The 23,356-nt window shown below is 62.5% G+C and carries 17 protein-coding genes; 8 read left to right on the plus strand and 9 right to left on the minus strand.

What is annotated here, in order from left to right:
• Positions 1-75: 75 nt before the first annotated feature.
• A complete protein-coding gene (locus FB468_RS14025; protein WP_141887884.1) occupies positions 76-993 on the minus strand; it encodes a helix-turn-helix domain-containing protein in 918 nt (305 codons plus the stop codon).
• A 249-nt stretch (positions 994-1,242) separates the two neighbouring features.
• On the opposite strand from FB468_RS14025, the gene FB468_RS14030 reads away from it, so the two are divergent.
• Positions 1,243-1,500, plus strand: a complete 258-nt coding sequence (locus FB468_RS14030; protein WP_141887885.1) for a helix-turn-helix domain-containing protein — start codon at positions 1,243-1,245, stop codon at positions 1,498-1,500.
• A gap of 71 nt (positions 1,501-1,571) precedes the next feature.
• On the opposite strand, the gene FB468_RS14035 is transcribed toward FB468_RS14030, so the two are convergent.
• The 3 genes from FB468_RS14035 to FB468_RS14045 form a co-directional block, all read right to left on the minus strand.
• Entirely contained in the window at positions 1,572-2,729 is a 1,158-nt protein-coding gene (locus FB468_RS14035; RefSeq protein ID WP_170219740.1) for a YibE/F family protein, read from the minus strand.
• Between the two features lie 203 nt (positions 2,730-2,932).
• Complete coding sequence (locus FB468_RS14040; protein WP_141887887.1) at positions 2,933-3,445, minus strand: hypothetical protein; 513 nt, start codon at positions 3,443-3,445, stop codon at positions 2,933-2,935.
• A gap of 139 nt (positions 3,446-3,584) precedes the next feature.
• Positions 3,585-4,769 (minus strand): DNA cytosine methyltransferase, encoded by a 1,185-nt coding sequence (locus tag FB468_RS14045; protein WP_246055903.1) that lies wholly within the window; start codon positions 4,767-4,769, stop codon positions 3,585-3,587.
• A gap of 272 nt (positions 4,770-5,041) precedes the next feature.
• On the opposite strand from FB468_RS14045, the gene FB468_RS14050 reads away from it, so the two are divergent.
• Positions 5,042-5,731, plus strand: coding sequence for a hypothetical protein (locus FB468_RS14050; RefSeq protein WP_141887888.1), 690 nt, complete (start codon positions 5,042-5,044; stop codon positions 5,729-5,731).
• Positions 5,732-5,925: 194 nt separating this feature from the next.
• Here the strand turns inward: FB468_RS14050 and FB468_RS14055 are convergent, their stop codons facing one another.
• The 3 genes from FB468_RS14055 to FB468_RS14065 all read right to left on the minus strand — a co-directional run bounded on the left by FB468_RS14055 (position 5,926) and on the right by FB468_RS14065 (position 9,742).
• Positions 5,926-6,525, minus strand: coding sequence for a DUF2627 family protein (locus FB468_RS14055; protein ID WP_141887889.1), 600 nt, complete (start codon positions 6,523-6,525; stop codon positions 5,926-5,928).
• 597 nt (positions 6,526-7,122) lie between these two features.
• Positions 7,123-8,157 (minus strand): UvrD-helicase domain-containing protein, encoded by a 1,035-nt coding sequence (locus FB468_RS14060; protein ID WP_141887890.1) that lies wholly within the window; start codon positions 8,155-8,157, stop codon positions 7,123-7,125.
• Entirely contained in the window at positions 8,141-9,742 is a 1,602-nt protein-coding gene (locus FB468_RS14065) for an ATP-dependent nuclease (RefSeq protein WP_141887891.1), read from the minus strand. Before FB468_RS14065 ends, FB468_RS14060 begins: the two co-directional genes overlap by 17 nt.
• A 135-nt stretch (positions 9,743-9,877) precedes the next feature.
• On the opposite strand from FB468_RS14065, the gene mobF reads away from it, so the two are divergent.
• Positions 9,878-13,438, plus strand: coding sequence for a MobF family relaxase (mobF, locus tag FB468_RS14070; protein WP_141887892.1), 3,561 nt, complete (start codon positions 9,878-9,880; stop codon positions 13,436-13,438).
• A 150-nt stretch (positions 13,439-13,588) separates the two neighbouring features.
• Positions 13,589-13,993: a hypothetical protein gene (locus FB468_RS14075; RefSeq protein WP_246055904.1), complete on the plus strand. Its 405-nt coding sequence runs from the start codon at positions 13,589-13,591 to the stop codon at positions 13,991-13,993.
• A 105-nt stretch (positions 13,994-14,098) separates the two neighbouring features.
• On the opposite strand, the gene FB468_RS14080 is transcribed toward FB468_RS14075, so the two are convergent.
• Positions 14,099-14,341 carry a hypothetical protein gene (locus tag FB468_RS14080; RefSeq protein ID WP_141887893.1) on the minus strand — a complete coding sequence of 81 codons (243 nt, stop codon included), beginning with the start codon at positions 14,339-14,341 and terminating at the stop codon, positions 14,099-14,101.
• A gap of 851 nt (positions 14,342-15,192) precedes the next feature.
• Here FB468_RS14080 and FB468_RS14085 point away from each other — a divergent pair.
• Together FB468_RS14085 and FB468_RS14090 are read left to right on the plus strand one after the other, a co-directional pair.
• Positions 15,193-18,360, plus strand: coding sequence for a DUF5979 domain-containing protein (locus tag FB468_RS14085; protein WP_141887894.1), 3,168 nt, complete (start codon positions 15,193-15,195; stop codon positions 18,358-18,360).
• Between the two features lie 278 nt (positions 18,361-18,638).
• The gene (locus tag FB468_RS14090; protein WP_170219741.1) at positions 18,639-21,038 is read left to right on the plus strand and encodes a winged helix-turn-helix domain-containing protein; all 2,400 of its coding nucleotides are present in this window, start codon (positions 18,639-18,641) and stop codon (positions 21,036-21,038) included.
• 14 nt (positions 21,039-21,052) lie between these two features.
• On the opposite strand, the gene FB468_RS14095 is transcribed toward FB468_RS14090, so the two are convergent.
• Complete coding sequence (locus FB468_RS14095; RefSeq protein ID WP_125099262.1) at positions 21,053-21,514, minus strand: hypothetical protein; 462 nt, start codon at positions 21,512-21,514, stop codon at positions 21,053-21,055.
• A 226-nt stretch (positions 21,515-21,740) separates the two neighbouring features.
• On the opposite strand from FB468_RS14095, the gene FB468_RS14100 reads away from it, so the two are divergent.
• A complete protein-coding gene (locus FB468_RS14100; protein ID WP_125099263.1) occupies positions 21,741-21,986 on the plus strand; it encodes a hypothetical protein in 246 nt (81 codons plus the stop codon).
• 75 nt (positions 21,987-22,061) lie between these two features.
• Entirely contained in the window at positions 22,062-23,243 is a 1,182-nt protein-coding gene (locus FB468_RS14105; RefSeq protein ID WP_125099264.1) for a tyrosine-type recombinase/integrase, read from the plus strand.
• The last annotated feature ends 113 nt before the right edge of the window (positions 23,244-23,356 follow it).

Genomic DNA, 23,356 nt, shown 5'->3' on the forward strand with positions numbered 1-23,356 from the left:
CCTACGGTTCATAAGTTCGGCCTCAAGAATCTCCTGGCTGAAGCTTCACTGAGAAAAGGGAAGGCCGAAAATGGATCATGGATGGCCGAAAGTATCGTCCGGCTCCGCGAACGCCGCATTAGGGCTCAGCTCCACGGATTCAAGCGCGCGCCGGAGCGCAGCTACCGATTTGAACCCAGAGCGAAACGCGATCTGCTGCTTCGAATATCTCCGCCTCTCGTCGTTGATGAGTCGCATGGCCACATCGATCCGCAGCGTGCGCAGCGCGCGTCCCGGCGTGGTGCCGAACTGGTTGAAGAGCCGTTGGAGCTGCCGCCTGGACAGGTTCATCTCATCTGCCAGCGCGGCAACATCGAACTTCGGGTCGGCGAGCTTGGCCAACATGATCGAGTGAGCCCTCTCGAGATGCGAGCCGAACTCTGCCGGAGGGCGCTCAGTATGCTCTTCGAGAATCACCCCGAACGCGAGAGAGAACAGCACTCGCTCCATGATCTGGTGCTCATGGGCGGACAGACGCGCGGTGCGACGCCTGCGCAAGGACATCGTGATCGCAACCCGCAGCAGGTCAAGCAGCATGGTGTTCCCCAGGATCATAGGCGTGGAGAGGCTGATACCGGCGTCGCTGAGCAGCTTGGCCGGTAACCAGATGATCGCGCAGGTCGCATCTCTACCCCCGAACCACAAGGTGGCGCGGTGGGTGCTGGCGACAGCGACAGCACCCGTCGTCGGACGCACCCCGTTCGCGTGCGCACCCGGTGGCCTCGCTCGACCGGTGATGTCAGGCGAGGTGAGACTGAGCGTCCCGCTGGTCGAGATGATGATCACGACAAACCCGAGATCGTCCCCGGCAGCGTTCCATCGCCAGGTCGACTTCGAGCTCCGATGATGGCTCAGGATGATCCGCTGATGAGTGCTGACGGCATCGACAGTGTAAGCCCCGTTTGCTTCACGTAGGTGTGAATCGAGTAGCTTCGAGACCCCGTACTCGTCCAATCGCTTCCGTCCTTACACGTCCAAAATCATCGACACCGATGCCCTTGGCACCGAGATGTGAATGTATGGGGCGGCACGAAATGGCCAAAAAGCGTTCTCAGAGGTTTGGTGACCACGTTGACGTCGGAGGAACCCACGTCAGCAGGCACCGTTCTTTAGACCCTACGTTCGCGGCCGCTAATATATCCATGTTTACATGGTCTTGTGTATAGGGTGTTGTTCTTTTGGTTTTCTACAAAAAATAGGTAGGTGGTTTGGAACGAGGAACGTGCACGGCAGTTAGGTGAGACGGTGCGGCGGCTGCGCAGGGAGCGTCGCCTCTCGCAGGAAACGCTCGCGTTTCAGTCAGGGATAACGAAGAACCAGGTGCAACTGATCGAAGCGGGAAAGGCGTCCGGTCGAGCCGATACGACGTCGCCTTCCAATCCGCGGTTATCCACGCTCACGGGCCTGGCCAACACGCTTGGAATGGATACCTCTGAGCTACTTGCGCAAGCCGGCATGTAGCCTCCGGCGTTGGTGGCGCTCGATGACCGAGGTCGGCGGCTCAAAGGCAGGAAGTGGACTAGTCTTCAAGGTCAGTTCCGATCGCCGACCTTCTCATTGCCATGGTGCATAGTCTTTGCGGGCGTAGAAGCTTCGGCCGTCGCCGCAGGAATGAACAATGCGGCGACGGCGGTAGTGATGGGGACGGCGAGGACGAGCCCGATCCCACCGCAGAGGGTGTGAACGATCTCGATCGCGAGAGTATCGATAGTGAGCAGTGATTGCAGTGGCCGGTTGTGCAGGTACATCACCATGAGCACGCTCAGCGCGGCACCGGTGTAGGCGAAGAATACCGTGTACACGGTGGAGGCGATGTGATCGCGTCCGATCCGCATTGCGCTGGCGTAGACGTCGCGTCGCTTTAGGTGCGGGGCGGCAGCGCGCAGTTCCCAGACTGAGGAGGCCTGGGTGATCGTGACATCGTTGAGAATGCCGAGGCTCGCGACGATGATCGCGCAGGTCAATAACGCTCGGAAGTCGATCTCTCCGCTCACCTTAGTCAGCAGTATGGAACCCTCTTCATCAACGCCACTGAGGCGGGTGATGTGGATCGCGAGAATCGAAACCCCGGCAATGATGAGCACTCCGCCGAGGGTGCCGACAAGCGCGGAGGTGGTGCGGTAGCTCAGACCGTGCACGAAGTAGAGCGTGACAAACATGATCGCGCTTGCCCCGACTATGCCGACGAGAATCCCCGGTCGGCCAGTGATGAGTGCGGGCAACATGAACGCCAGGAGCACACCGGCACTCACGCCTAGCGCGGCGAGCGCCAGCGCTCCGCGGAGCCGCCCGACTGCGACGATAACTCCAACAAACACGGCAGCGAGAACGAGCAGCGGCCAACCTCGGATGATGCCCGACAGGCCATAGTTGTTCACCACCTCATGAGACGCTACCTGGGCGCCCTGGGGCTGATATTCGGGGAATGCGACGAGTTCGACGCGATCGCCTTCCTGTAGCCCGGAGGTTGCCATCGGGCCCTGCGCGAGCACGTCAACGATCCGACCGGCATCCGGGCCCGTGGCAAGCTCGACCTGGATGAAGAGGCATGCTGTGGTGGTGCGCTGCTCAACGCTCGCGGGGTCGGCCAAGGCCGCCGGGTTTGGCGGGAGGGTGCAATCCTCAGGCGCGCCGACAATATGTCCACGTTCGAAGGTCGTCCCATCGGGAAGATGATTGTGTGCAGCCACCCGCTCCGAAACTTCGGCCACTTTCGCGTAGTCCGGCCACAATGTCGCCAGCCCGACCGCAGTCAGCGCCCCCAGTGCCGTCAGGACCATGATCGTTGCCCTTTGGATTCGCGCGCTGATGCGCGGGGATGGGCCTGAGAATCCGTGGCTGTGTGAGTGTCCGAGTCCGTGCCCGCGCTCGGATGATTCCGCTTCGGCGCGACTCATGCCGAGGTGCCGGCGAATGCAGTGGATAGCTCAAGACAAGCGTCGAATCGATTGACTTCGAGTCCGGTGTTGTTCGGTGTGATTACCGCTAAGGAAAGATGCGGCGGCCACTCCCTGGCAAGTGCAGCATTGAGCTCGGGCAACAGTGCATCATCGTCCGGCCATAGTTGTGGTGCGAAGTCCACCACCAGTAACGTCGACTCTCCCGCATCGGTTCGAGTTGTTTCGTCTCGGAGAACGTCGGCTGCAGCCAGGCCGTACGTCACTTCATAAGCCGGCGCGTAGTCTTCCATCTGAATGTCATCGGGCAGGAGAACGCGCACCCGCTGCCCTGGCGCCAGGACGCGCACGAGCTCCTGGACTTCCCGCGTCCATTCCTCATCGAATGGAGCTGTGAACACGGCCCGATACGGCACGCTCTCCAATCCAGGCAAACCCGCTACCGGCTTTGTCTCTGATCGTGGGCAACTGGAAGCATGGGAAGGGGCCTGTGGTGGTGGTTCGGACATCCAGTTCTCCCTTCACGATGAAGTTCTGCCTGTGCAACACTGTGGAAGGCAGAACAAGGATGCCGATATTACGCAGCTACGCAGCTTTCGGTGTAACCGCATGTCCGTTTTTGTGCCCCGGGTTCTTGGGGTGCTCGCGTCAAGAATCGGGACGATGATCCGGTACAGCTCGCGGCTCCCCGACGTCTGACCATTGACGCAGTGCTCGGAGCGCGCAGATCGCATGCAGTGGAAGAACTCCATTGCCAAGCGCGGTGAGTTGCTGGTTCGCCGTCAATCCCAGTGCCGGACCTGTCACCCAGCCGGCTTCAATACCCATCAGCCACTCAACGAAATCTGGTGCTGGTCGTATACCGGCCCCTTCGGGAATCATTGCCGGGTTCGGGGCTGGGGCATCTACGATGTGCTCCCATCTGGCGATCGCTGTAGCGTACTTTCCCCATCGCTGAACATGCCGTTGATGAGGGTCCACAACATGTCCGATTCTGCTCTCCATCTCGGCGAGCCTCCCGGGCCATGCAATGCCAGATCGATCACCTGATGAGACAACGCGATCGTACCCCGACGAGCTCGCACCTGGTCCAGGTTCTCCCCTCCCCGCGCGGCGTCGGAGGCGAGCGGGGTGCGGAACAGGGGCGTGCGCGAGGATGAAGACGCGGAACCTCGGGTGCGGAGCGCCGATGGCGGAAGCGGGTAGGCCGATCCATTGCGCGTCATACCCGATGTCGGCCAGGTCTCCGAGAACGGCGCCGGCCGCCCGGAGAGGTCGAGCTGCGTCGTCTCCCACACCCCAGAAGCCGGGTTCCAGATCGCGAAGGGTTGCAGGTTCAGGGGTTGCACGATTTCCTCTCTCAGGGGTTGCACGGATCGCGGATGCGGAGAGCAGACCGCGCACGTTCTCGATGACGACGAACTCGGGGCGAAGCTGGTCGATTGCTTCGGCCATGTACGCCCAGAGCCCGGATCGAGTGCCAGGAGCAAGGCCGGCCATCTTCCCGACGGTCGAGACATCCTGGCAGGGGAACCCGCCGCAGAGGATGTCCACGGGCTCGACCTCCGCCCACTCGACCGCGGTGATGTCGCCGAGGTTCGGGGCGTCCGGCCAGTGGCGAGCGAACACGTGCTGCACCGGGCTGATCTCCGAGAACCAGATCGTCTGCGCCCGGAAGACGTGTTCGACGGCAAGGTCGAGGCCGCCGTAGCCAGAGAACAGAGACCCGACGCGCAGCGGCGCAGGGCCGGAATGTGACGCAGGCTCTTCTCGCAAGGGAACTCCCGTGATCGGCGATCCCGGCCCGCACGTTCCGCGCCGCCGGATGGTCACCTCTCAGGTGCACGCCGCCTTTCCCGCGCCCTACTCGCCCCGACATCCCAGCCACCGACTTACGCGCCTCTCCCACGCCCGACCTCCTTCCCTCCGCCGCTCTCACCGCCGCCCCGTTCTCAGCCACCTCTCCGCCTCCCTCCCGAGCCTCCACGCGTCTTGCAGATGAGGTTCGAGCGCGCATCTTCGCCTTAAACGTCACGGCTCTCATGGTTGTTGGGCACGACATTCTCAAGGCAGGCTGACTAGACACATCAGGCTACGCTCGAGGCATGAGCAACGCCGCTGAGAAAAAAGCTCGTCGGGAAGAAGAAATTGCGTTCCTCGCGATGGAACAAGTGCTTGGTGTCGAGATCAAGCTTGCTGATGCTGGCACCGGAGACAAGAAGCCTGACGGTTTCTGGATCTACCCCGATGGCAAGGACTGCCGGGCCATTGTTGAGATCACTTCACCGCCTGCCACGAATCTGATGAGTGAATGGGCGGCCGCGAAGAGAGAAGGACGATCCCAGAACGAGAGTGGAGCGATTCCGACGCGCATGGGTGAGCTTGCGCAGGTATGTAGCGAAATGCTAGAAGAGCAGTGGGCCATAGAGAATCTCGACAAACTCCTGGCCCATCCAGCGGATGAGCGACACCTCTTCCTCTTTGGTCGAGGACACAATGTCAATCACTACTTCTACCGGCTCTCAAACTCATATGAAGAGGAGCCACCGGAACACGTTGACAGCCTCATTCTCCCGGAAGGCATCTCGGACATCTGGTTCCGGGGCCGGGCGCGGCGAGACCCAGGCCAGCCGCTCGGCAGGTGGGAAGTCTGGCTGGCGAGGTTTCAGGTTTCGTCGGGCTGGCACCGTTATGTAGTGAGCATTGATGAGAGACACTTACCGTCTCCCAGCCCAGGCATCACTGATGATCGAACTCCGAAGAACTGGCGGGAGCCCAAGGACCGGGCGGTTTGAGGTATCGGGTCGAGACGCAAGCTCTCCCCAATAGAAGGTCAACTTCGTTATTGGGTTGCAGTCGTCGAGGTGCCGGCGCTTCTTCAGCCCCTGGGGTTGCATGGTGGCTGTCATGCAACCTCCGTGCAACACCAGTTCCGCAATCCGCACGACCTCGGCTCAAATGGGTCGCAGCGAACCCGGGCGGCAAGGCGTCAGGAAGCCGAAGGAAAGTCCTCGGAGGTGACCAAGCGGTGCTGAGCTTGTTCGGCTTTCCATTCCGCGTCCGATAGCGCCTCGACACGGGCTATCTCTTCCTCGATCCGTGCTAATTGCGCCGTGCGGGCCTGGTAGTTAAGTTTCCAACTTTTGGCGGCAGTCTGGTTCTCGAGGGCTATATCGGTGAATCCGTGTCTCGCGGCATCCTGGGCTTGTACCACTCCGATGGCCTCGTAACCTTGCGAGTTCGAGATCTCGACTTCCAACTCAAGCTTCTGCTCGTGTAGTGCTTCAAGGTGATCGCGGCGATTCGGAATCAGCCGCATCAGCTCCGTTTCTTTCTGCTCGCGTTGTTTCTTCGCTTCTGTGGCGGCGAGCGCTTCGGCTGCAGCGGCGTTCTTCTTCGCCGTGCGGCTGTCGCTGTGAAAGATGAACGTCGCGATGAAGGCAGCTCCACCAGCACCGACGAGTGTCCCGATCACGAGCACGATCCAATCTCGGCCCGTGATGCTCTGGGTCGCAACGAAGAAGAGCACGGACAGCAAAAGTGCGAGCAATGTCGCGATACCTGTCACCAATGACCACTTCGCATTCACAAGTCCCAGGCTAGTGGACGACTTCCCGCGGCCCGGGAGGTGTTGACGGTTCCGCTTGTCCTGGGTCCAGCGTGCAGCAGAGACCCTCACCGTGCCACACACCGCCGCGGGGCACTAAAATGACATGATCCAGGCCTGAGCGACAGCGTCACCATCCTGAACGGCTGGGCCGATGATGAATCAGAACGAATCCGCAGATTCGCCAGCGAGTCCCTCCGCCCGCGAGGAGTCTGGGCCAAACACATCTCGGAATTGAAGGCCTGCCCAGGCTAGGTTCTCCTTATCTTGGAACGGCGGCGTTCCGACCAGTCCCGATACGTCCAAGACCTCGTCAGGAACTGGCTCAACGACGCGACCAAGACTCGCCCTAACTGGGCAGCTAAACTGTGCGCTTAATGGCGAGAAGAGAGCCCGACCATAAAGACCGATAGGACCACCGGCCACGCGCTCCGCTCCCTCTGACGCCATCCCAGCAATCGCTTCGCTGAGGGGGCTCTCGCCGCTTCCGGAGGAACCTCAGCTCACCTTCAGCAAGACGGCTTGGATGTGAACTGGGCAAGGGCCTGGACACGCTTATGAATCAGAAGTGGAGCTTGCTCATCTCACCAGCGTGGCGCTGAAACGAGCGCGCGTGATGGCCACATACAGACGATCTGCGCCCTTGAAATCGTCCAGAGGTATCTTTCCGTCGTAATACTTGATTGCCGTTGACGCAGGAAATATGAGCACCCGATCGTAGGTGGAACCTTTAGCATTCCCTATATTTAGCCCTCCCAGGTTTTCCGTATTGGTTCGCTTATCGTGCCTTAACACCTGTGGATGGTAGGTTGCGGCGTACTCAGCTACCTCGGCTCTATCTATGATGAATACGCCGTCGTGTCCAGTGATATCTATATTGTGCGAACTGGTCGCTGGAAGAGTTGGGAAAAGCGCGTCTGCAAAGTCGCAGATTTGCTGGTTTGAGCGATAGGTCTCCGTGCGGGTCTCGATCTGACAGATATTGCTGCGCTCGTTGAGCCAATCTAGCAATCCACGGCCTCGATACTTCTTGTTTCTAGTGCCTCCGCTCGTGGAGTAGATATGTTGACGTGGGTCTCCAACCATCGTTACGGATATGTCTGATTTGAGCAGAAGGTCCAGGACATCTAAATCAAAAGCGACCATGTCCTGAACCTCATCGATATAGATGTGATCGAAGCAGGCATGGAGTCTCTTGATTACTTTGCCGCCACTTTGCCTGTTAACGATCACCGCGAGGTCAGCCACGGTGTCGCGATATAGGTCGTGATTCTTGTCGAAGAAGTAGCCCAACTGCGTTTTCTTGATGTACTCAGGGCGTTTACCGATGAAGTTGAGAGAGCGGAGATACCCGACCTCGTGGGTTACCGCGTTTTGATACGGCCTAATGCACTGATTGATCAAGAATGAGAACCATCCGGTAACGGTGATATGTTTCGGGATGACACCCCCAGCGAGCTGTTCGATTCTTCGGGTGATCTGTCGTTGATTCTCGTTGGTGTAGGTGACAATCAGTGCGCGTTCGCTAGGGTCCGCCAGAGCGTTTTCGACAATGAACTGCGTCTTGCGTGATCCTGCCGCCGCGATGATAGCGGTGTTAGTTCGCGACGGCATTACGGATGTACTCCGGCATCGATATTGTGTCTGTGGAGTCAAAGACGGCTAAGGCAACGGTTGTCTTGTTCTCCTTCATGTAGTTCTTCAGGTCATCGTCGGTGGCGTACGACTTGCCAAGAATTGCGTTTAAGGCATCTCTTCCGTTTGCGCTAAGCAGTTGCGGTTCGAGCGTGTTTCCGTTGCCATCCGTTCCGACATGAACGGTGATGAACGGCTCGGCCGTATAGTTCGCGTAACGCGCCGCGACGTCAAGCGCCAGCTTGCCGTCGTTATCCGTGACAACAGTAGAGTTTTTCTTGAGCGCCTTGGTGATGTCCAGAAAGCGCATGAATGAGAGTCCGCGTACGTTGATCACATCTACCCCGTCTTCGATTGGGAGGCGATCATCATGGCTGTCTCTGTATGCCCGTTGCACGACCAACTCGTCGGATGGGCCTTCGACCAGAATGACTCGACGTGCAAGAACTACCCGTAACGTGTCGTAGCCAGACAATTTCATGAAGTAGTCCTGCGTGCCGTCAGGGAGTTGACCCAGGCGAACGCCGCCTGTTGGCGAGAGAAGGACGAGGTTCTCTAAACCGAGCTTGTTAAGTACAAACGAGCTGTGCGTGGTTACTAGGACTTGCTTGCCCTTGCACTTTTCAGAAATTTTGCTGACCAGCATGTTGAGAGAGGCGAACGAAAGGTGATTTTCCGGCTCCTCGATGAGGATGATCTCGGCATCTACTGCCTTACGGTTCAAGGCGAGGAGAATCTTGAGTGTGGCCCGCTCACCGTCACCAACGAACTGATAGGGCAGGCCATCCAAGTGAGCTACCAAGCTGCTTTCCCAGGTATAGCGTTGAGATATATCGATTCCCAGTGTCAGTTCTCGATCAGTAATGTCGCCCTTAGTGCCACCGAGTTTGGCGTTCACTTCTTTGACTGAATCGTGCTCTGCGAAGGCCTCACGAGTGCTGCGGTAGCTTCGCGAGAGTTCGACACGTTCCTTTGGATCGAGATACTCTCGGATGATCGATTGAAGGTGGTAGTCGGCGCCGTTCTGGAGGCGGATCGTGGAGGCATCGATGAACGAGGTGCTGAGTGGAGCGCTCCGAGTGGTGATCCCGTTCCCTGAGAATCCGAGCCATTCGACGCTGTAGTACTCCGCCGGGATCAACTTGATTTTTTCAGGATCGGCGATGAAGTTTTTGTACTCGGCACTGAACTCCGGGCTCATTGCTATGCGAATTCGAATGCCAACCGCTTCGTTGCCCGTGAGGTTGTTGGACCCCTTCAGAGGGGCCAAATCGGGATCATCTGAAAGGAAAAGATCGATGATGATCTCAGGCGGAGGAATCTGTTTGCCCTCATGAATCTGAGCAAGGTAGTTGGCGGCTGCCTTGGTGTTGAAAAGATAGGGAGATAGTTCGTATGCGATTGGTCGACCATTGAGGCGGCCGGTCAATGCGAGGTTTACGGCTTCCAGCACAGTGGACTTACCTGCGTCGTTGTCGCCAACGAGAAGATTCACTCCAGCGTTGAAGTCGAGCTCGAAAGAGTCAAATATCCGGTAGTTACGAACCATCAGCTTCTCAATCACCGGCGCTCCTAAGAAAATGTAGCTACTTTGCGCAATCTTCCCATATGCGAAGCTGCGTACTTCAGCTCAACCGTATCCGCCCCTCGCTGACGTTGGAGTCGTCGGTGATCGTGACTCGAGGCTCACCTCGTTTGTATGACGGTTTCGATGCGCGTGATGAGCGCCGGTGACGGCTACAAGTATCTGCTGCGCTCCGTGGTTGCGGGCGATGGTGACCGGAGTCTTTCGACGCCGCTGACTCGCTATTACGCCGAGGTCGGGAACCCTCCGGGCCGCTGGCTCGGCTCCGGCCTCACCCAGCTCGGCGAAGGCCGCATCACTCCCGGAGAAGAGGTATCGGAGCAGCAGCTTCATCTCCTCATTGGCATGGGATGCGACCCCATCACGGGTGATGCGCTCGGCCGCGCCTTCCCGGTCTACAAGACCCCGGCCGAGCGCATCGCCGAGCACGTCGAAGCCCTAGACCCGAACCTCGGCCCGGCCTCGCGCGCGGAAGCGATCGCCGAGATCGAAGCCGAGGAGCAGAGGCGCGGTAACAGAAAGGCTGTTGCCGGGTACGACTACACCTTTTCCCTACCGAAGTCGGCGTCGGTGCTGTGGGCTGTCGCCGATGCCGGTACCCAGGCGCTCATCGCCGACGCGCACCATGCGGCGATCACCGAAGTGATCGACTTCATGGAACGAGAAGTCGCCACCACCCGTGTCGGCATGACCGGCGCGGACGGTGGCGCAGTCGTCCAGGTCGATACCTTCGGACTCACCGCGACCGCTTACGACCACTATGACTCCCGCAGTTCCGACCCGCACCTTCACACCCACGTTGTCATATCGAATAAAGTGAAGACCAGGCTCGACGGACGGTGGCGGTCACTGGATGGGCGGCCGATGCACGCCGCGACCGTCGCGCTGTCGGAGTTGCACGAGGCGATCATCGCCGACCATCTCTCCTGTCTGCTTGGCGTGGAGTGGGAGGCGCGGGATCGCGGACACGACCGCAACCCAGCCTGGGCGATCTCGACGGTGCCGGAAGAACTCGTGCTCGAGTTCTCCACCCGCGCCCGCCAGATCGACGCCGAGAAAGACCGCCTCATCGTGCAATATGTCGAGAAGCACGGTCGGCAGCCCTCGGCCGCGGTGATCATCAAGCTCCGCGCTCAAGCCACGCTGTCCACGAGGCCCGAGAAGCAGGTGCGATCCCTCGCAGACCTCACAACCGAGTGGCGCAAGCGCGCCACGACACTGCTGGGGCGGGACGCGTCGGAATGGGCGCGAGAGGCGACCCCGGCAGCACCCGCACGGGTGCTGCGCGCCGACGACCTTCCCTTGGATGAGATCGAGAAGATCGGCCGCGCCGTGATGGAGGCCGTGGGTGAGAAGCGGTCGACCTGGCACCGCTGGAACCTGACCGCCGAGGCCGCACGGCAGACGATGGAGTACCGCTTCGCAACCGCACGGGATCGGGAGACTGTCACCGGAATGGTCGTCGATGCCGCCGAGCGCGCCTCGTTGCGCCTGACGCCGCCGGAACTCGCGTCGACGCCGGCCCGGTTCCAGCGGCCGGACGGGTCAAGCGCGTTCCGTCCCCGCCACGGCACCTTGTATTCCTCCGAGGCGTTGCTCGATGCGGAGAAGCGGCTCCTCGAACGCTCCCGCACCATGACCAGCCCCGAGCTCCCGCTCACCCTCATCGAGAAGGTCACGAGGCGGCCGGATCGGGAGGGGCGGATGCTCGGCCCCGACCAGGCCGATGCGCTCACCCGGATCGCGGTCTCCTGCCGGCAGCTTGATCTCCTCGTCGGCCCCGCAGGCACCGGGAAGACGACCGCGATGCTCGCGCTCCGCACCGCATGGGAACAGCAGCACGGCGCGGGCTCGGTGGTCGGGCTGGCCCCGTCGGCGGTCGCGGCGGAAGTGCTCGCCGGGGATCTCGGGATCAAGACCGAGAACACCGCGAGATGGTGGACGCTGCACCTCATGACCGGCCGAACCTTCCAGGCGGGTCAGCTCGTGATCGTGGACGAGGCGAGCCTCGCCGGCACCCTCGCCCTCGACCGCATCACCGGGGCCGCCGCGAAAGCCGGAGCGAAGATTCTCCTCGTCGGCGACTACGGGCAGCTCCAATCCCCGGCCGCGGCCGGCGCGTTCGGGCTCCTCACCGGCGACCGCACGGACACCCCCGAACTCTCCACGATCCACCGCTTCACGAACGAGTGGGAGAAGCGAGCATCGCTCAGGCTCCGCCTCGGGGAACACAACGTGATCGATGTCTACGAGGACGCCGACCGGATCATCGGCGGCACCACCGACGACATGACCGCACGAGCCTACGAGGCATGGCGCGCAGACCGAGAAGCCGGGATCGCCTCGATCCTCGTCTCCGACTCCGGCGAAGCCGTTGCCGCGCTGAACCTGCGCGCCCGCACCGAGCTCATCCTCGCCGATGTCGTCAACCCGCTCCGAGGCGAAGTCACCCTGGAAGGCGGCGCCACGGCCGCTGTCGGTGACACGGTGATCACGCGGAAGAACGAGCGGAAGCTGCGCACCCGCTTCTCCTGGGTGCAGAACGGGAACCGGTGGACGATCACGAAGATACGCCGCGACGGCTCAGTGATCGTGCGCCCCGCCGGCCCAGGCCGTGGCGAGTCGATCGTGCTCCCCGCCGACTACGTCGCCCAGCACCTCGACCTCGGCTACGCCGTCACCGCATACCGGGCGCAGGGCGTGACGGTGGACACCTCGCATGTGCTGGTCGACCCCTCGATGACCCGCGAGAACCTGTACGTCGCCTTGACCCGCGGCAAGGACGCCAACCTCGCCTACGTCGCGACCGACACCCCGGATGACGCGCACGCGCACCCGCACGAGGCCGAAGACATGAAAGAGGCAGCCCGCCGTGTGCTCTACGGGGTGCTGCATCACTCCGGGGCCGAGCTCTCCGTACACGAGACGATCCAGGCGGAGCAGGAACGGTGGGAGTCGATCCTGCAGCTCGCCGCCGAGTACGAGACGATCGCCACCGAAGCCCAGCACGACCGCTGGGCCACCCTCATCCACGAATCCGGCCTCACCGATATGCAGGCAGAATCCGCGCTCGCGTCGGAAGCGTTCGGGGCACTCGCCGCCGAGCTGCGCCGGGCCGAGGCGAACCATCACGACGTCGACCAGCTCATGCCCCGCCTGGTAGCCACGCGCGGCTTCGAGAACGCCGACGACATCGCCTCCGTGCTGCACTGGCGCGTCGCAAACGCCACCACCCAGCCCGCGAGCGCGGGGCGTACCCGACGGGCACCGAAACTCATCGCCGGCCTCATCCCCGTCGCGGCCGGGATCACCGACCCCGACATGAAGCAGGCGCTCGCAGAGCGGCACCAGCTCATCGAGAACCGAGCCGCCACCCTCGCCGAACAAGCCCTCACCGATGATGTTGCGTGGACTCGTGCTCTCGGTGCTCGCCCCGGCGAACCGCGCAAGCAGGAAGCCTGGAATCGGTATGCCCGAACGGTCGCCGCCTACCGTGACCGCTACGCGATCACCAGCAGCAACGCTCTCGGGCCGGAGCCTGACGGGGTCGCGCAGAAGATCGACCATGCCCGCGCTGCACAGGCAATCCAGCGCGCCCGTGTACTCGCGGCTGAACATCCTCGGCCGCAGGCGGGCGGGCGAACGTCCGCGAGGGAACGAGGACGCACTCTCTGATGTGAGGGTTCCCGTTCGCACCGCTTCGACGTACAGTGGAAGCAGAGCGGTCACCCCTGTGATCAACATTTCCGCCTTCCGGGCAGGCCTTCGGGCAACTTCTCTTAGCACCGCTTCTGAATAGCTCTGCGCTAACGAGAGGAACCCATCATGTTCAGCGGCATCATCGCGGGAGTGATCAACGCTTTCGGCTTCCTGGCCCGGTACCTGCCCAGCCTCCGGCTCATCATGCGGATCATCCACCGCCGCGACAGCCACAAGTGGGGCGTGCTCGCAATGCTCCTCGCGGCTCCCTACTTCTTCGTTGCGAACATCTTCAAGGAACTCATCGAGGGCGGCGGCGAACCGTGGCTCAGCATTCCGATGCTCTGGTGCCTCGTCATGGGCCTCGTCTTCCTGGCGATGGGACCGGCCAGCCTGATCATCCTCGCGAAAGCGCGGATACGGGAGGCCGCAGCCCGGCGGAGCGCACGGCGTCGCGCGAAGGCGGAAATGGAGAATGATGAGGGCGCCGATATGGCACCCTCATCCCCGCACAATGGGGTGGCGTTCTGACTCCGGGTTCTGGCTTGAAGCGGACGTTCTGCTGACTGGGTGGAAAACACCGAGCGGAGGTCTGCGACTCCGACCGCAGTTCCGTTGCGTCTCTGATGAGCAGGTTCAGATTTCGGGTCCGCCAGGGCAGAGCTCGCTGAGGATGCTCACGACCACGTTCAGCAGCGCGCTGGTTTCCGCGGGCGTCACGGTCGGGTGGCTTGGGACGACCGTCAGGAAGCGCGACCGGGCTGTGCCCGGTGGCAGTCGGCCCGCATTGACGAGACGAGGCAGCGCGGTGCCAAGATCATCTGACTGCGCGAGAGCACCGCGGCCCGTGAGCATGTGGGCGATTGCGGATCGGGCCACCAGCACCCCCGCGAGATCCGAGCCTGCACGATGACACGAGCACGCCTTCTTGACCTTCGCATCGATCTCCGGCGGGGTCTTCTTCGGGGCGTGGGGAACGACCGGCGTCTTCTTCTTGCGAGGCGGCTAGGATGGTGGCACCGGCATGGGCTGGAACTCCATCTTCGCCAGCAGAGCTGCCATACCTGCCGAGGGGCGTGAGCCAGGCCCGCCACTGCTTTCCGTACCCGCGATCGAGCTGGATCAGGCCTCGTCCAGCCAGTGACGCCGCCGTCTGCTTGTAGCGTTCGACGGGTTCCTCGCCAGCGACGCAGCCAGCGGCAAACCATTCCAGAACCGCGTCCTGGCGATCGTTCATCGCAGGCCTCACACCAAGACTGCGCAGCGACTGTGAGAAAGATGCGCATCTCGACCGCTCAAACCTAAGTGCGTAATCGGACAGCCCGAGCGTGCAGCGGAGCTTTCCGCACGCAAGAAGTCTCGGCAACCATTCCTGTAAGTGTGACCCGGGAGCCACGCCGGAAAAGTATGAAACCAGGTATGAAACTCACCGAGTGCAGTTCAACCTTCACCTGAACTCCTGCTTTCGTAGAAGTTGGAACTGGAAGTTTCCTCAGAAGCGTCCGGAATGTTGCGACGACTCCCCGCTCTGCGGCGTAGCCGACGACATCCGTTGCCTGGCGGTATGCAGTACGCATCCAGGCGGACACGCGCAGGTAGGTTGAGGCGGCTTCCGATGCACGACATTGATTTGAAAACGGGGGAGCTTTGACTGTGCACACTACGGCGCGCAAATGCCATCACACGACGTTCGAGGACACGCAGCAGCGTGCCGCAGAAGAGGGCGCAGCATGAACGCATCAGCCATCGCCGTTGAGCACCCTTCTCGCCTGAAACTGGTCCTCGGCCTTCTCCTCTCGCTGATGGTCGTCCTCGGCCTCGCCGTCAACGCACCCGCGCCTGCGAACGCCGCGACGGCCATGAGCATCGACAACGTGTACTTCGAGAATGACTCGTTCCCCGACGGGTCCCGTCAGGCGCTGCACATCAACTGGAGCCTTCCGGACAACGCCTCGGCTCCCGCGACCCTGGTGCTCGACCTTCCGGAAGAGATCAGGGGCTACGCCGACTCCTTCACGATGGTCGGCCCGAACGGGGAGGCCGCCGGCACCTGCACCGTGACCGCTGCGCAGGTAGTCTGCGAAGTAGATGACGCGTTCATCCAGGCCAACCCCTACAGCGTCTCCGGTGAGTTCTGGTTCGACGTGTCGACCCAGCTGAAGAACAAGGAAGACACCACCCACACCTTCGACTTCGGCGAGTTCAGCCAGACGGTCGACGTCGAGGCGAACCCGAACTGGTGCACCGACAACTGCGAGTACACGGGGCAGACCCACAGCAAGTGGGGTACCTACAACAATGCTGACGACACGATCATCTGGACTGTCAGGCTCCCCGCCCCGCAAGACGGCATCGAGCCGGGCAAGCAGATCACCGTCACCGATCAGCTCGACACGTCGAAGTACGAGATCGTGGTCGCAGACGGCTACCCGCGCGTGCGGGAGGGCGGCAGCTACTCCTACAACGAGTGGGGCAGGCAGACCGTCAACGTCATCACAAAGCCCGCCAGCGAGGTCACCTGGAACGGCGATCACACGACCGTGTCCTTCGAGTCGGCCCCCGGCTGGGCAGGCGACCCCGACCTTGCAGAAGGCGAGGTCGGCACCACCGGCTCCTTCTACACCGTGCAGTGGAAGGTGAAGGCGCTCGACGGCGGCAAAGCAGGCAAGTACACCAACACCGCCTCCTACACGATCGAGGGCGAGGACGAGGCCTCCACGAGCGGTTCCGCGACCCGCTACTCAGGCGGCGCAACGGTAGTCGGGCAGAACTTCGGCAAGTTCCAGGTCACCAAGGAGCTCATGGGCGATACCGTCCTCAACCCGACCTTCACCGTGAACTACGTCGCCTACGACGACACCGTAGACCCGAACACACCGATCGATCAGGGCAGCTTCCAGATCAAGAGCGGCCAGTCGTACATCAGCGGCGAATACTTCAAAGGCACCCGCATCGTGCTCACCGAAGTGCAGCCCACCGACCCGCAGAACGTCACCTGGGAAACTCCGGTCTTTGTCGACGCCGACGGCAACCCCATCACCGAGCTGACGTTCTCAGCCGACAACGACAACCTCGGGAAGATCACCGAGATCCGCCTCGTGAACGAGGCGAACCTCATCAAGAGCCCGATCACGGCACGCAAGGTCGTCGAAAACCCGGACGGGGTGACCACCGGCGTCGATTCGTTCCGCATCGGCTACTCCCGCGAGAACGCCATCGAGAAGGGCATCCAGAACCTCACCGGCGGCCAGTTCATCCTCCCCGCCGACGGCACGGAAATATCGCTCGACCTGCCCGCAGATGTCCGGTACAGCTTCTTCGAGTGGTTCACCCCGGCACCCGCCGGCACGACCTGGGCCGACCCCGTCTACACGGTGAACGGTGTGACATACACCGAGAACGAGCTCGTGAACCTGCCACTCGACGGCTCGATCGACCTCACCGTCACGAACACGATCACGCAGAACGTTGGCGGTTTTGCCGTCACGAAGAGCGTGTCGGGCGAAGGCGAGTCGCTCGTGCCTGCGGGCACCGAGTTCACGGTGAACTACTCCTACACCGCCGTCAACGGCTTCGACGCCGGAAGCGGCACCGTCACGGTCCGCGCAGGCGAGACGTCGCCGACCATCGAGGGCATCCCGGAGGGCGCCGTCGTCACGCTCGACGAGGTCACCCCGGTCAACCCGGCCGGCGGCACCTGGGGCGAACCGCAGTTCGACGTCGCCGAGTTCACGGTCGTGAAGGATCAGGTCGTGCAGATCTCGCTCGACAACCCCATCACGTGGAACAACGGCAACTTCTCGATCGTGAAGTCCGTGACGGGTGACGGCGCCGGCCTCGTCGGCGACGATGTCGCCTTCGAGATCGATTACAGCTACGTGCTGCCCGAGGATCTCGGCATCACGCCGGGCACCGGAACTGGCACCCTCACCGTGCTGAACGATAGCACCGCCGTGACGAGCGCCAGCCTGCCCTATGGCACCGAGGTGACGCTGTCAGAGGCGACTCCGCCGGCGATCGCGGGCGGCACCTGGACGGCAGCCGAGTTCGACCATTCGACCTTCACCATCGGGGATCAGACGACCTTCGCGGTCGCGCTGACCAACACGATCGAGCGTGATCTCGGCTCGTTCAGCATCGAAAAGAGCGTTACCGGGTCCGGCGCGCACCTCGTCCCCGGCGGCACGGTCTTCACCGTCGACTACTCCTACCCGGAGGGGCCCGGATTCGACGCAGGTTCCGGCTCGGTCGAGGTCACCACCGGTGAGCCCGCAGTGGTGACCGGCATCCCCGCCGGCGCGGTCGTGACGCTCACCGAGGCCACCCCCGCAAGTGTCGAGGGCGGCACCTGGCAGCCCGCGCAGTTCACGGACGGCAACGTCATCACGATCGTGAAGGACGAGACCACCCAGGTGGGGCTTGAGAACGCCATCGATCTGAATACCGGCGCGTTCAGCGTCGCGAAGAAGATCGACGGCACCGGCAAGGGACTGGTCGGTGACGACGCGACGTTCACCGTACAGTACGCCTACCCTGCCGCGAACGGCTACGACGCCGGCTCAGGCGAGCTCGTCGTGGCCGCCGACGGCACCGCTGTCTCGAGTGCCCCGATCCCGTACGGCGCCGAAGTGACCCTGTCCGAAGACGCTCCGGGCGTCGTGCAGGGCGGCAAATGGACGGGCGCGACGTTCAGCACTGACACCCTCACCATCGGCGACGGAACGGTCGCCGAGGTCGTGCTCACCAACACGATCGCGAAGAAAGCTGCGACGGGCGGCCTGCCAGCCACCGGCGCCGGTGCGGACAACCTGCTGGCGCCTGCGGCACTCCTGCTGCTCGCAGCCGGCGGCACGCTCCTCGCAATCGTCCGCCGACGGAAGCAGAACGCGACGGCGTAAGCAGCCACCTCTGAGCGCCCCGTCGGACATGTTCGGACGGGGCGCTCGTCATTCAAAGGTACGGAGCGAAGGCGCTGCCGCAGTCGGCGCCCCATCCGTTGCGCGCTGGAGTGGCCGGGAAACTTACCTGATGCGACGACCATGCGCTCACTAGAATGAACAGCATGGGGGGCTCGGCTCAAGGACGCGCACCCGTCGGACGCGCTCCGAGACTCGCCCCCGGTTATCTGCGTCGAGACCGCCTTATCACCCAGCTCGATGCTGCTCTCGGATCGAGCGTGATCCTGGTGCATGCTCCGGCAGGCGGCGGCAAGACGAACTTCGTGGCCGACTGGGTGAATCTGCGAGCGGACGATCGCACGACGGCATGGACTCGGGTCGAACGCGACACGACGACCGCCGGACTCCTCTGGGCCACTGCAGGAAGAGCCCTCGGCGTGATCGATGGCACCGTGCCGGGCAGCGCGAGCGAGCTGGCCGCCGCACTCAATGCCGACGGTTCGGACATCTCGCTGGTGATCGATGACTTCCAGTACGCCACCCCAGATGTGCAGCGCGAAGTGATGAAGTTCGCAGGCATGCTGCATACCGGGCGAATCGTGCTGCTGACACGCAGCCTCGATCCGCACCTGCTGTCTCTGCTCCGCGTGCAGCTGCACATCTCGATGTTCACCGCACAAGACCTGGCCTATACGGAGTCGGAGATCGCGAGCCTCATCACCAGCCGCGATACTTCTGCCGATGCGATGCAGCAGAGAGACGCTGCGACGCTCCTTCACCTCACCGGCGGCATCCCGATCCTCGTCCGCCTGCTTCTCGACATGGGCACCGAGCCCCCGCCGCAGGGCTGGGGTAGAGCGATCGACGCATGGGTTTCGGAGCTGGTCGTCGATGAGTATCGGGACGCCGCACTGCGGCTCTCGCTCGTTCCAGCGGCCGACGGAGCGCTTACCCAGCACCTGACGGGGCACGAGCCGCCACAACGACTACTTGAAATGCTCGCGCGCGACGGCCTCGGCCATGTGGACCGGCACGGATACTTCGAGTTCCACGAAGTCATCCGGTCAGCGCTGCAACGTCAGGCCCGCAACGTGCTCCCTGACGCCACTATTCGTGAGTTGCGCACGGCTGCGACCAGGTATCTCAGTAACGACGTGAATCAGGTAGGGCGCACGCTCGCGCTCCTCACCGAATCGGGCCGGAGCGGCGAACTCTGGCCGTTGTTCGCGGCCACGTTCGCCGACATCGTGCCCGAAGGCGCCGGAGCCTCGTTGTCTTCCATGCTGCCGAGCACCTTGAGCACCGACGCGACCGTCGCTGCCATCACCGCCGTCATCCAGAGCGCGCGGGAACCCATTCCGTCGATCGCGCTACTCCGCATGGTCGATGAGGCTCTCGCCGACCTGGAGAGCCAGCCCCCGCCCAGCGACCCCGAGTCAGCGGTATACCGCGAGCTCGCTATCCTCGCCCTGCTCAGATCCGCGAAACGCCACGTCGCTGGCGCTACACGAGCGCACCGACTCGTCGAACTCGTCGGTGCGCTCGACCCGCACTCCACCACCGGCGTGTGGGACGCCGCCTATTGGGGGCTGCTCTATTCGACGGTCACACTGGCTCTTGCCGGAAACCTGGTACGGGCGGAGGAGATCCTGCCAGCACTCGGTGCCGATCAGGACCAACGGCGCATCACTCGTGGCATCGCGCAGCGAGCATTCATCTACGCCAATCGTGGTGAGATCGGGCCCGCAGCCGTGCTGCTGGATCAGGTCGGCGACGAGCTCTCAGGCTTCACACCCTGGGAGGGCAGGCTAGCGATCACCCGGGCAGCGGTGCAACTCGAAGAGGGAGACGCGAGGCAGGCTCAAGCCACCCTGCGTGCCATCGAACCCAAGCTCCACGAAGTGCTCGAGTGGCCCTATGCACTGATCGTGCTCTCCCGCACGCACATCGCCCTCGACCCCACCGCCGGCATTGAGGACCTGGACCGTCTCATGCGCATCCACGGGAGACAGCCAACATCGCCCGCAGTGCTTGATCTGCTGAAGTCGGCGCTGGGAGACCTCGCACTAGCCGCAGGCGATGTGCAGCGCGCGATCCGAACGGTCGGAAACCCGGCTGAGGCCGACATCGCCAGGCGCCTCACCGCCGCACGCATCGGACTCATCACCCGCAACCCCGACAACGTCACAGACCTGCAGAAGCTGACCCAGCAAGAAGACGTCTGGCCGCGACTGCGTGCGCAGGCATTCTTGCTGCTCGCCGTTCACCTCCATCGCCAAGGAGACGCGCAACACGCCGGACTCGCACTCAAGCGGGCACTCACGATCACATCGGGACAGAAGATCCGCCTGATCCACTCCCTCACCCCATACTCGGAACTCCAGGCAATCGCGTCGGTGGCCGGCATCGAACTACCGGCCAACGTCAACAGCACGAACCCCCTCGAGCTCCCGCTCACCGAGGTCGCCCTGACCGAACGCGAATCGAACCTGCTCCGCCGACTCGCCTCACCCGACCGGCTCCGAGACATCGCGGAGCAAGAATACGTCACCTTGCACACCATCAAGTCCCAGGCCTCGAGCATCTACCGCAAACTCGGCGTGAAATCCCGTCGGGCAGCCATCAACGAGGCCCACCAACGCGGGCTCCTCGACGGGCGAGAAAACCGCGAAATATAGCAACGAAGCCATACTTAGGCGGTCTTGCCAAACCCGACCCCTGAACGGCCCCAGTAGTCCGGTGGCATGACGTTGCGCGCAAATGCGATACTTCTAGCGGGCATCCCGTTGCTTGTCATGAGCCAGATCGGTTTTGCGCTCCTTGCACTTGATAAACCGGCCTTCGCCTTCATGATCAGGCGGCGATTGATGAACTCCGCATCCGACAGCGAATCGCTCACCTCGGCAGGCTCTGGCCCGGTCTCGATCAGCGGTTCCAGCACCGTGCCCGCGGGCGGATAGGAACGGTGCTCGATCCAGTACCGGCCCGGTGGCGTGAGACAGGCCCGCCACTGCTTCTCGTACCCGCGATCGAGCTGGATCAGGCCTCGCCCAGCCGGTGACGCCGCCGTCTGCTTGTAGCGTTCGACGGGTTCTTCGCCAGCGAGGCGGCCAGCGGCAATCCATTCCAGGACCGCGTCCTGGGGATCGTTCATCGCTGACCTCACACCACGATTCTCCCGCCAGCACCAGCTATTGGCCAGGACGCAAGCGAACACGGCTCCTGTAGCAGACCCGTCTATTGGATGCGCTACAGCTTTCCTCAGCGGTGAGGGCCGCCCGGTTCTGAGCCTGGATCTGCCGCTCCAGCCACACACTGCGCCCCGCCGGTAGGATCACGCAGAGGATCAGCCAACGCGAGAGGCGAGAGGGAAGGGGCAGATGAAGAAGCGGATCATCGATCGGGCTGCGATCAAGCGTGCCACCCAACGCTCCACGTGCGACTCAGCAGCCCTGGAAGATCGCGTCGTGCCTCCGGGATTCGAGCGTTCCGATCAGGCGGAAAAGTATCTGGCCGAGTGCCGCGAACGCGCCAGCAATCATGCGAGTTCAGTCAGGCCCGCACCGCAGCTCCTCCGCCGGCTGTACCCAGGTTCCGGAGCAGTCAGCTTCGCCAATCTGGACTGATGCAATCAATCCAGAGAATCACTTTCCGGCACCACCCTAGAGTCCCCGCCTCATGCTGCACGCGCGAGGTGCGGCATGGCTAGGCCCCGCACTCCGATCGGCACCTTCGGGAAGATCAGCCACCGCAGGATCAAGAAGGGCGTGTGCCAAGCCCGAGCACGCTACCGCGATTGGGATGGGAAGCTGCGAGCGGTGCAGTGCACCGGGACGACGAAAGCGGCAGCCGAGCTCGCACTCAAACGTAAGCTCTCCGAACGGTCGCTCTTCCAACCAGGGTTTGCCGGACTCAGCGCCGACAGCACGTTCGCGAAGCTCGTGGACTACTGGCTTGAGGACATGGAAGTCGAAGACCGGCTCTCACGAACCACCCGGAACCTCTACGAGCGAAACATGCGAACCCTCGTCGCTCCGTCGTTCGCTGAGCTCACGCTACGCGAGATTGGAGTCGCACGTTGCGACTACTTCCTGAAACAACTCGCGAAGCAAAGCTATAACCGTGCCCGTCAGGCTCGCGTGGTTCTGCGCCTCGCGCTCGGACTCGCAGTGCGGCACGAAGCGATCCCACGCAATCCAATGGATCACGTTTCCCGGCTGCGCCGACCCGCCCGCACTCCTGATGCGTTCGAGGACTCGGAGATCGAACTGATCCGCGAGGCTGTGCGCGACTGGGAAGAGCGGAAGATCATGGCTGGCCCGAAGCCAGACGGACAGCTCGGGCAGATCATCGAAGTGCTCCTCGGTACTTCTGTTCGGATCGGCGAAGTGCTCGCGATCCGTATCCGAGACCTCAACCTCCGGGGCGCGATCCCGACAGTACGGATCACAGGCACGATCGTCAGCAGGAAGGGTGAACCGACCCACCGTCAAGATCATCCGAAGACCTCACGCTCGGTGCGGACGATCGCACTGCCGCAGTTCGCGGTGGCCGCGATCCGCGCACGGCTCAAGAAACGGCTCTCGATTGACCCCGATGCGCTCCTGTTCTGCAACCGCAACGGCGACCCACTCACAACGAACAACGTCCGCCGCCGACTCCGCGACGTGATGGATAAAGCAGGGCTGAGTGGCGTGACCCCGCATCGATTCCGTCGTACCGGAGCGACTGCAATCAACAAGGCCGGCGGTATCGGCCTCGCAGCCGAACTCCTCGGGCACACCGACTCACGGATCACGATCCAGCACTACATCGTGCGTGATGATCTCGTGAACCCCGCCACCGCCCGGATGCTCGAAGAACGATTTGGGGGGAGGGCGTAGTTCAGAGTCGGAAGCATGCCCATTGCGAGTGTGCGCCGCTCGACTTGCGTGGTAAATGTCTGAGGTTCATGCGATGGTGTTACCGCGAGCACCTACCAGTCTTAAGAACACAA

Origin of the sequence: Leucobacter komagatae (genome assembly GCF_006716085.1) — a bacterium.
GTDB classification, from domain to species: domain Bacteria; phylum Actinomycetota; class Actinomycetes; order Actinomycetales; family Microbacteriaceae; genus Leucobacter; species Leucobacter komagatae.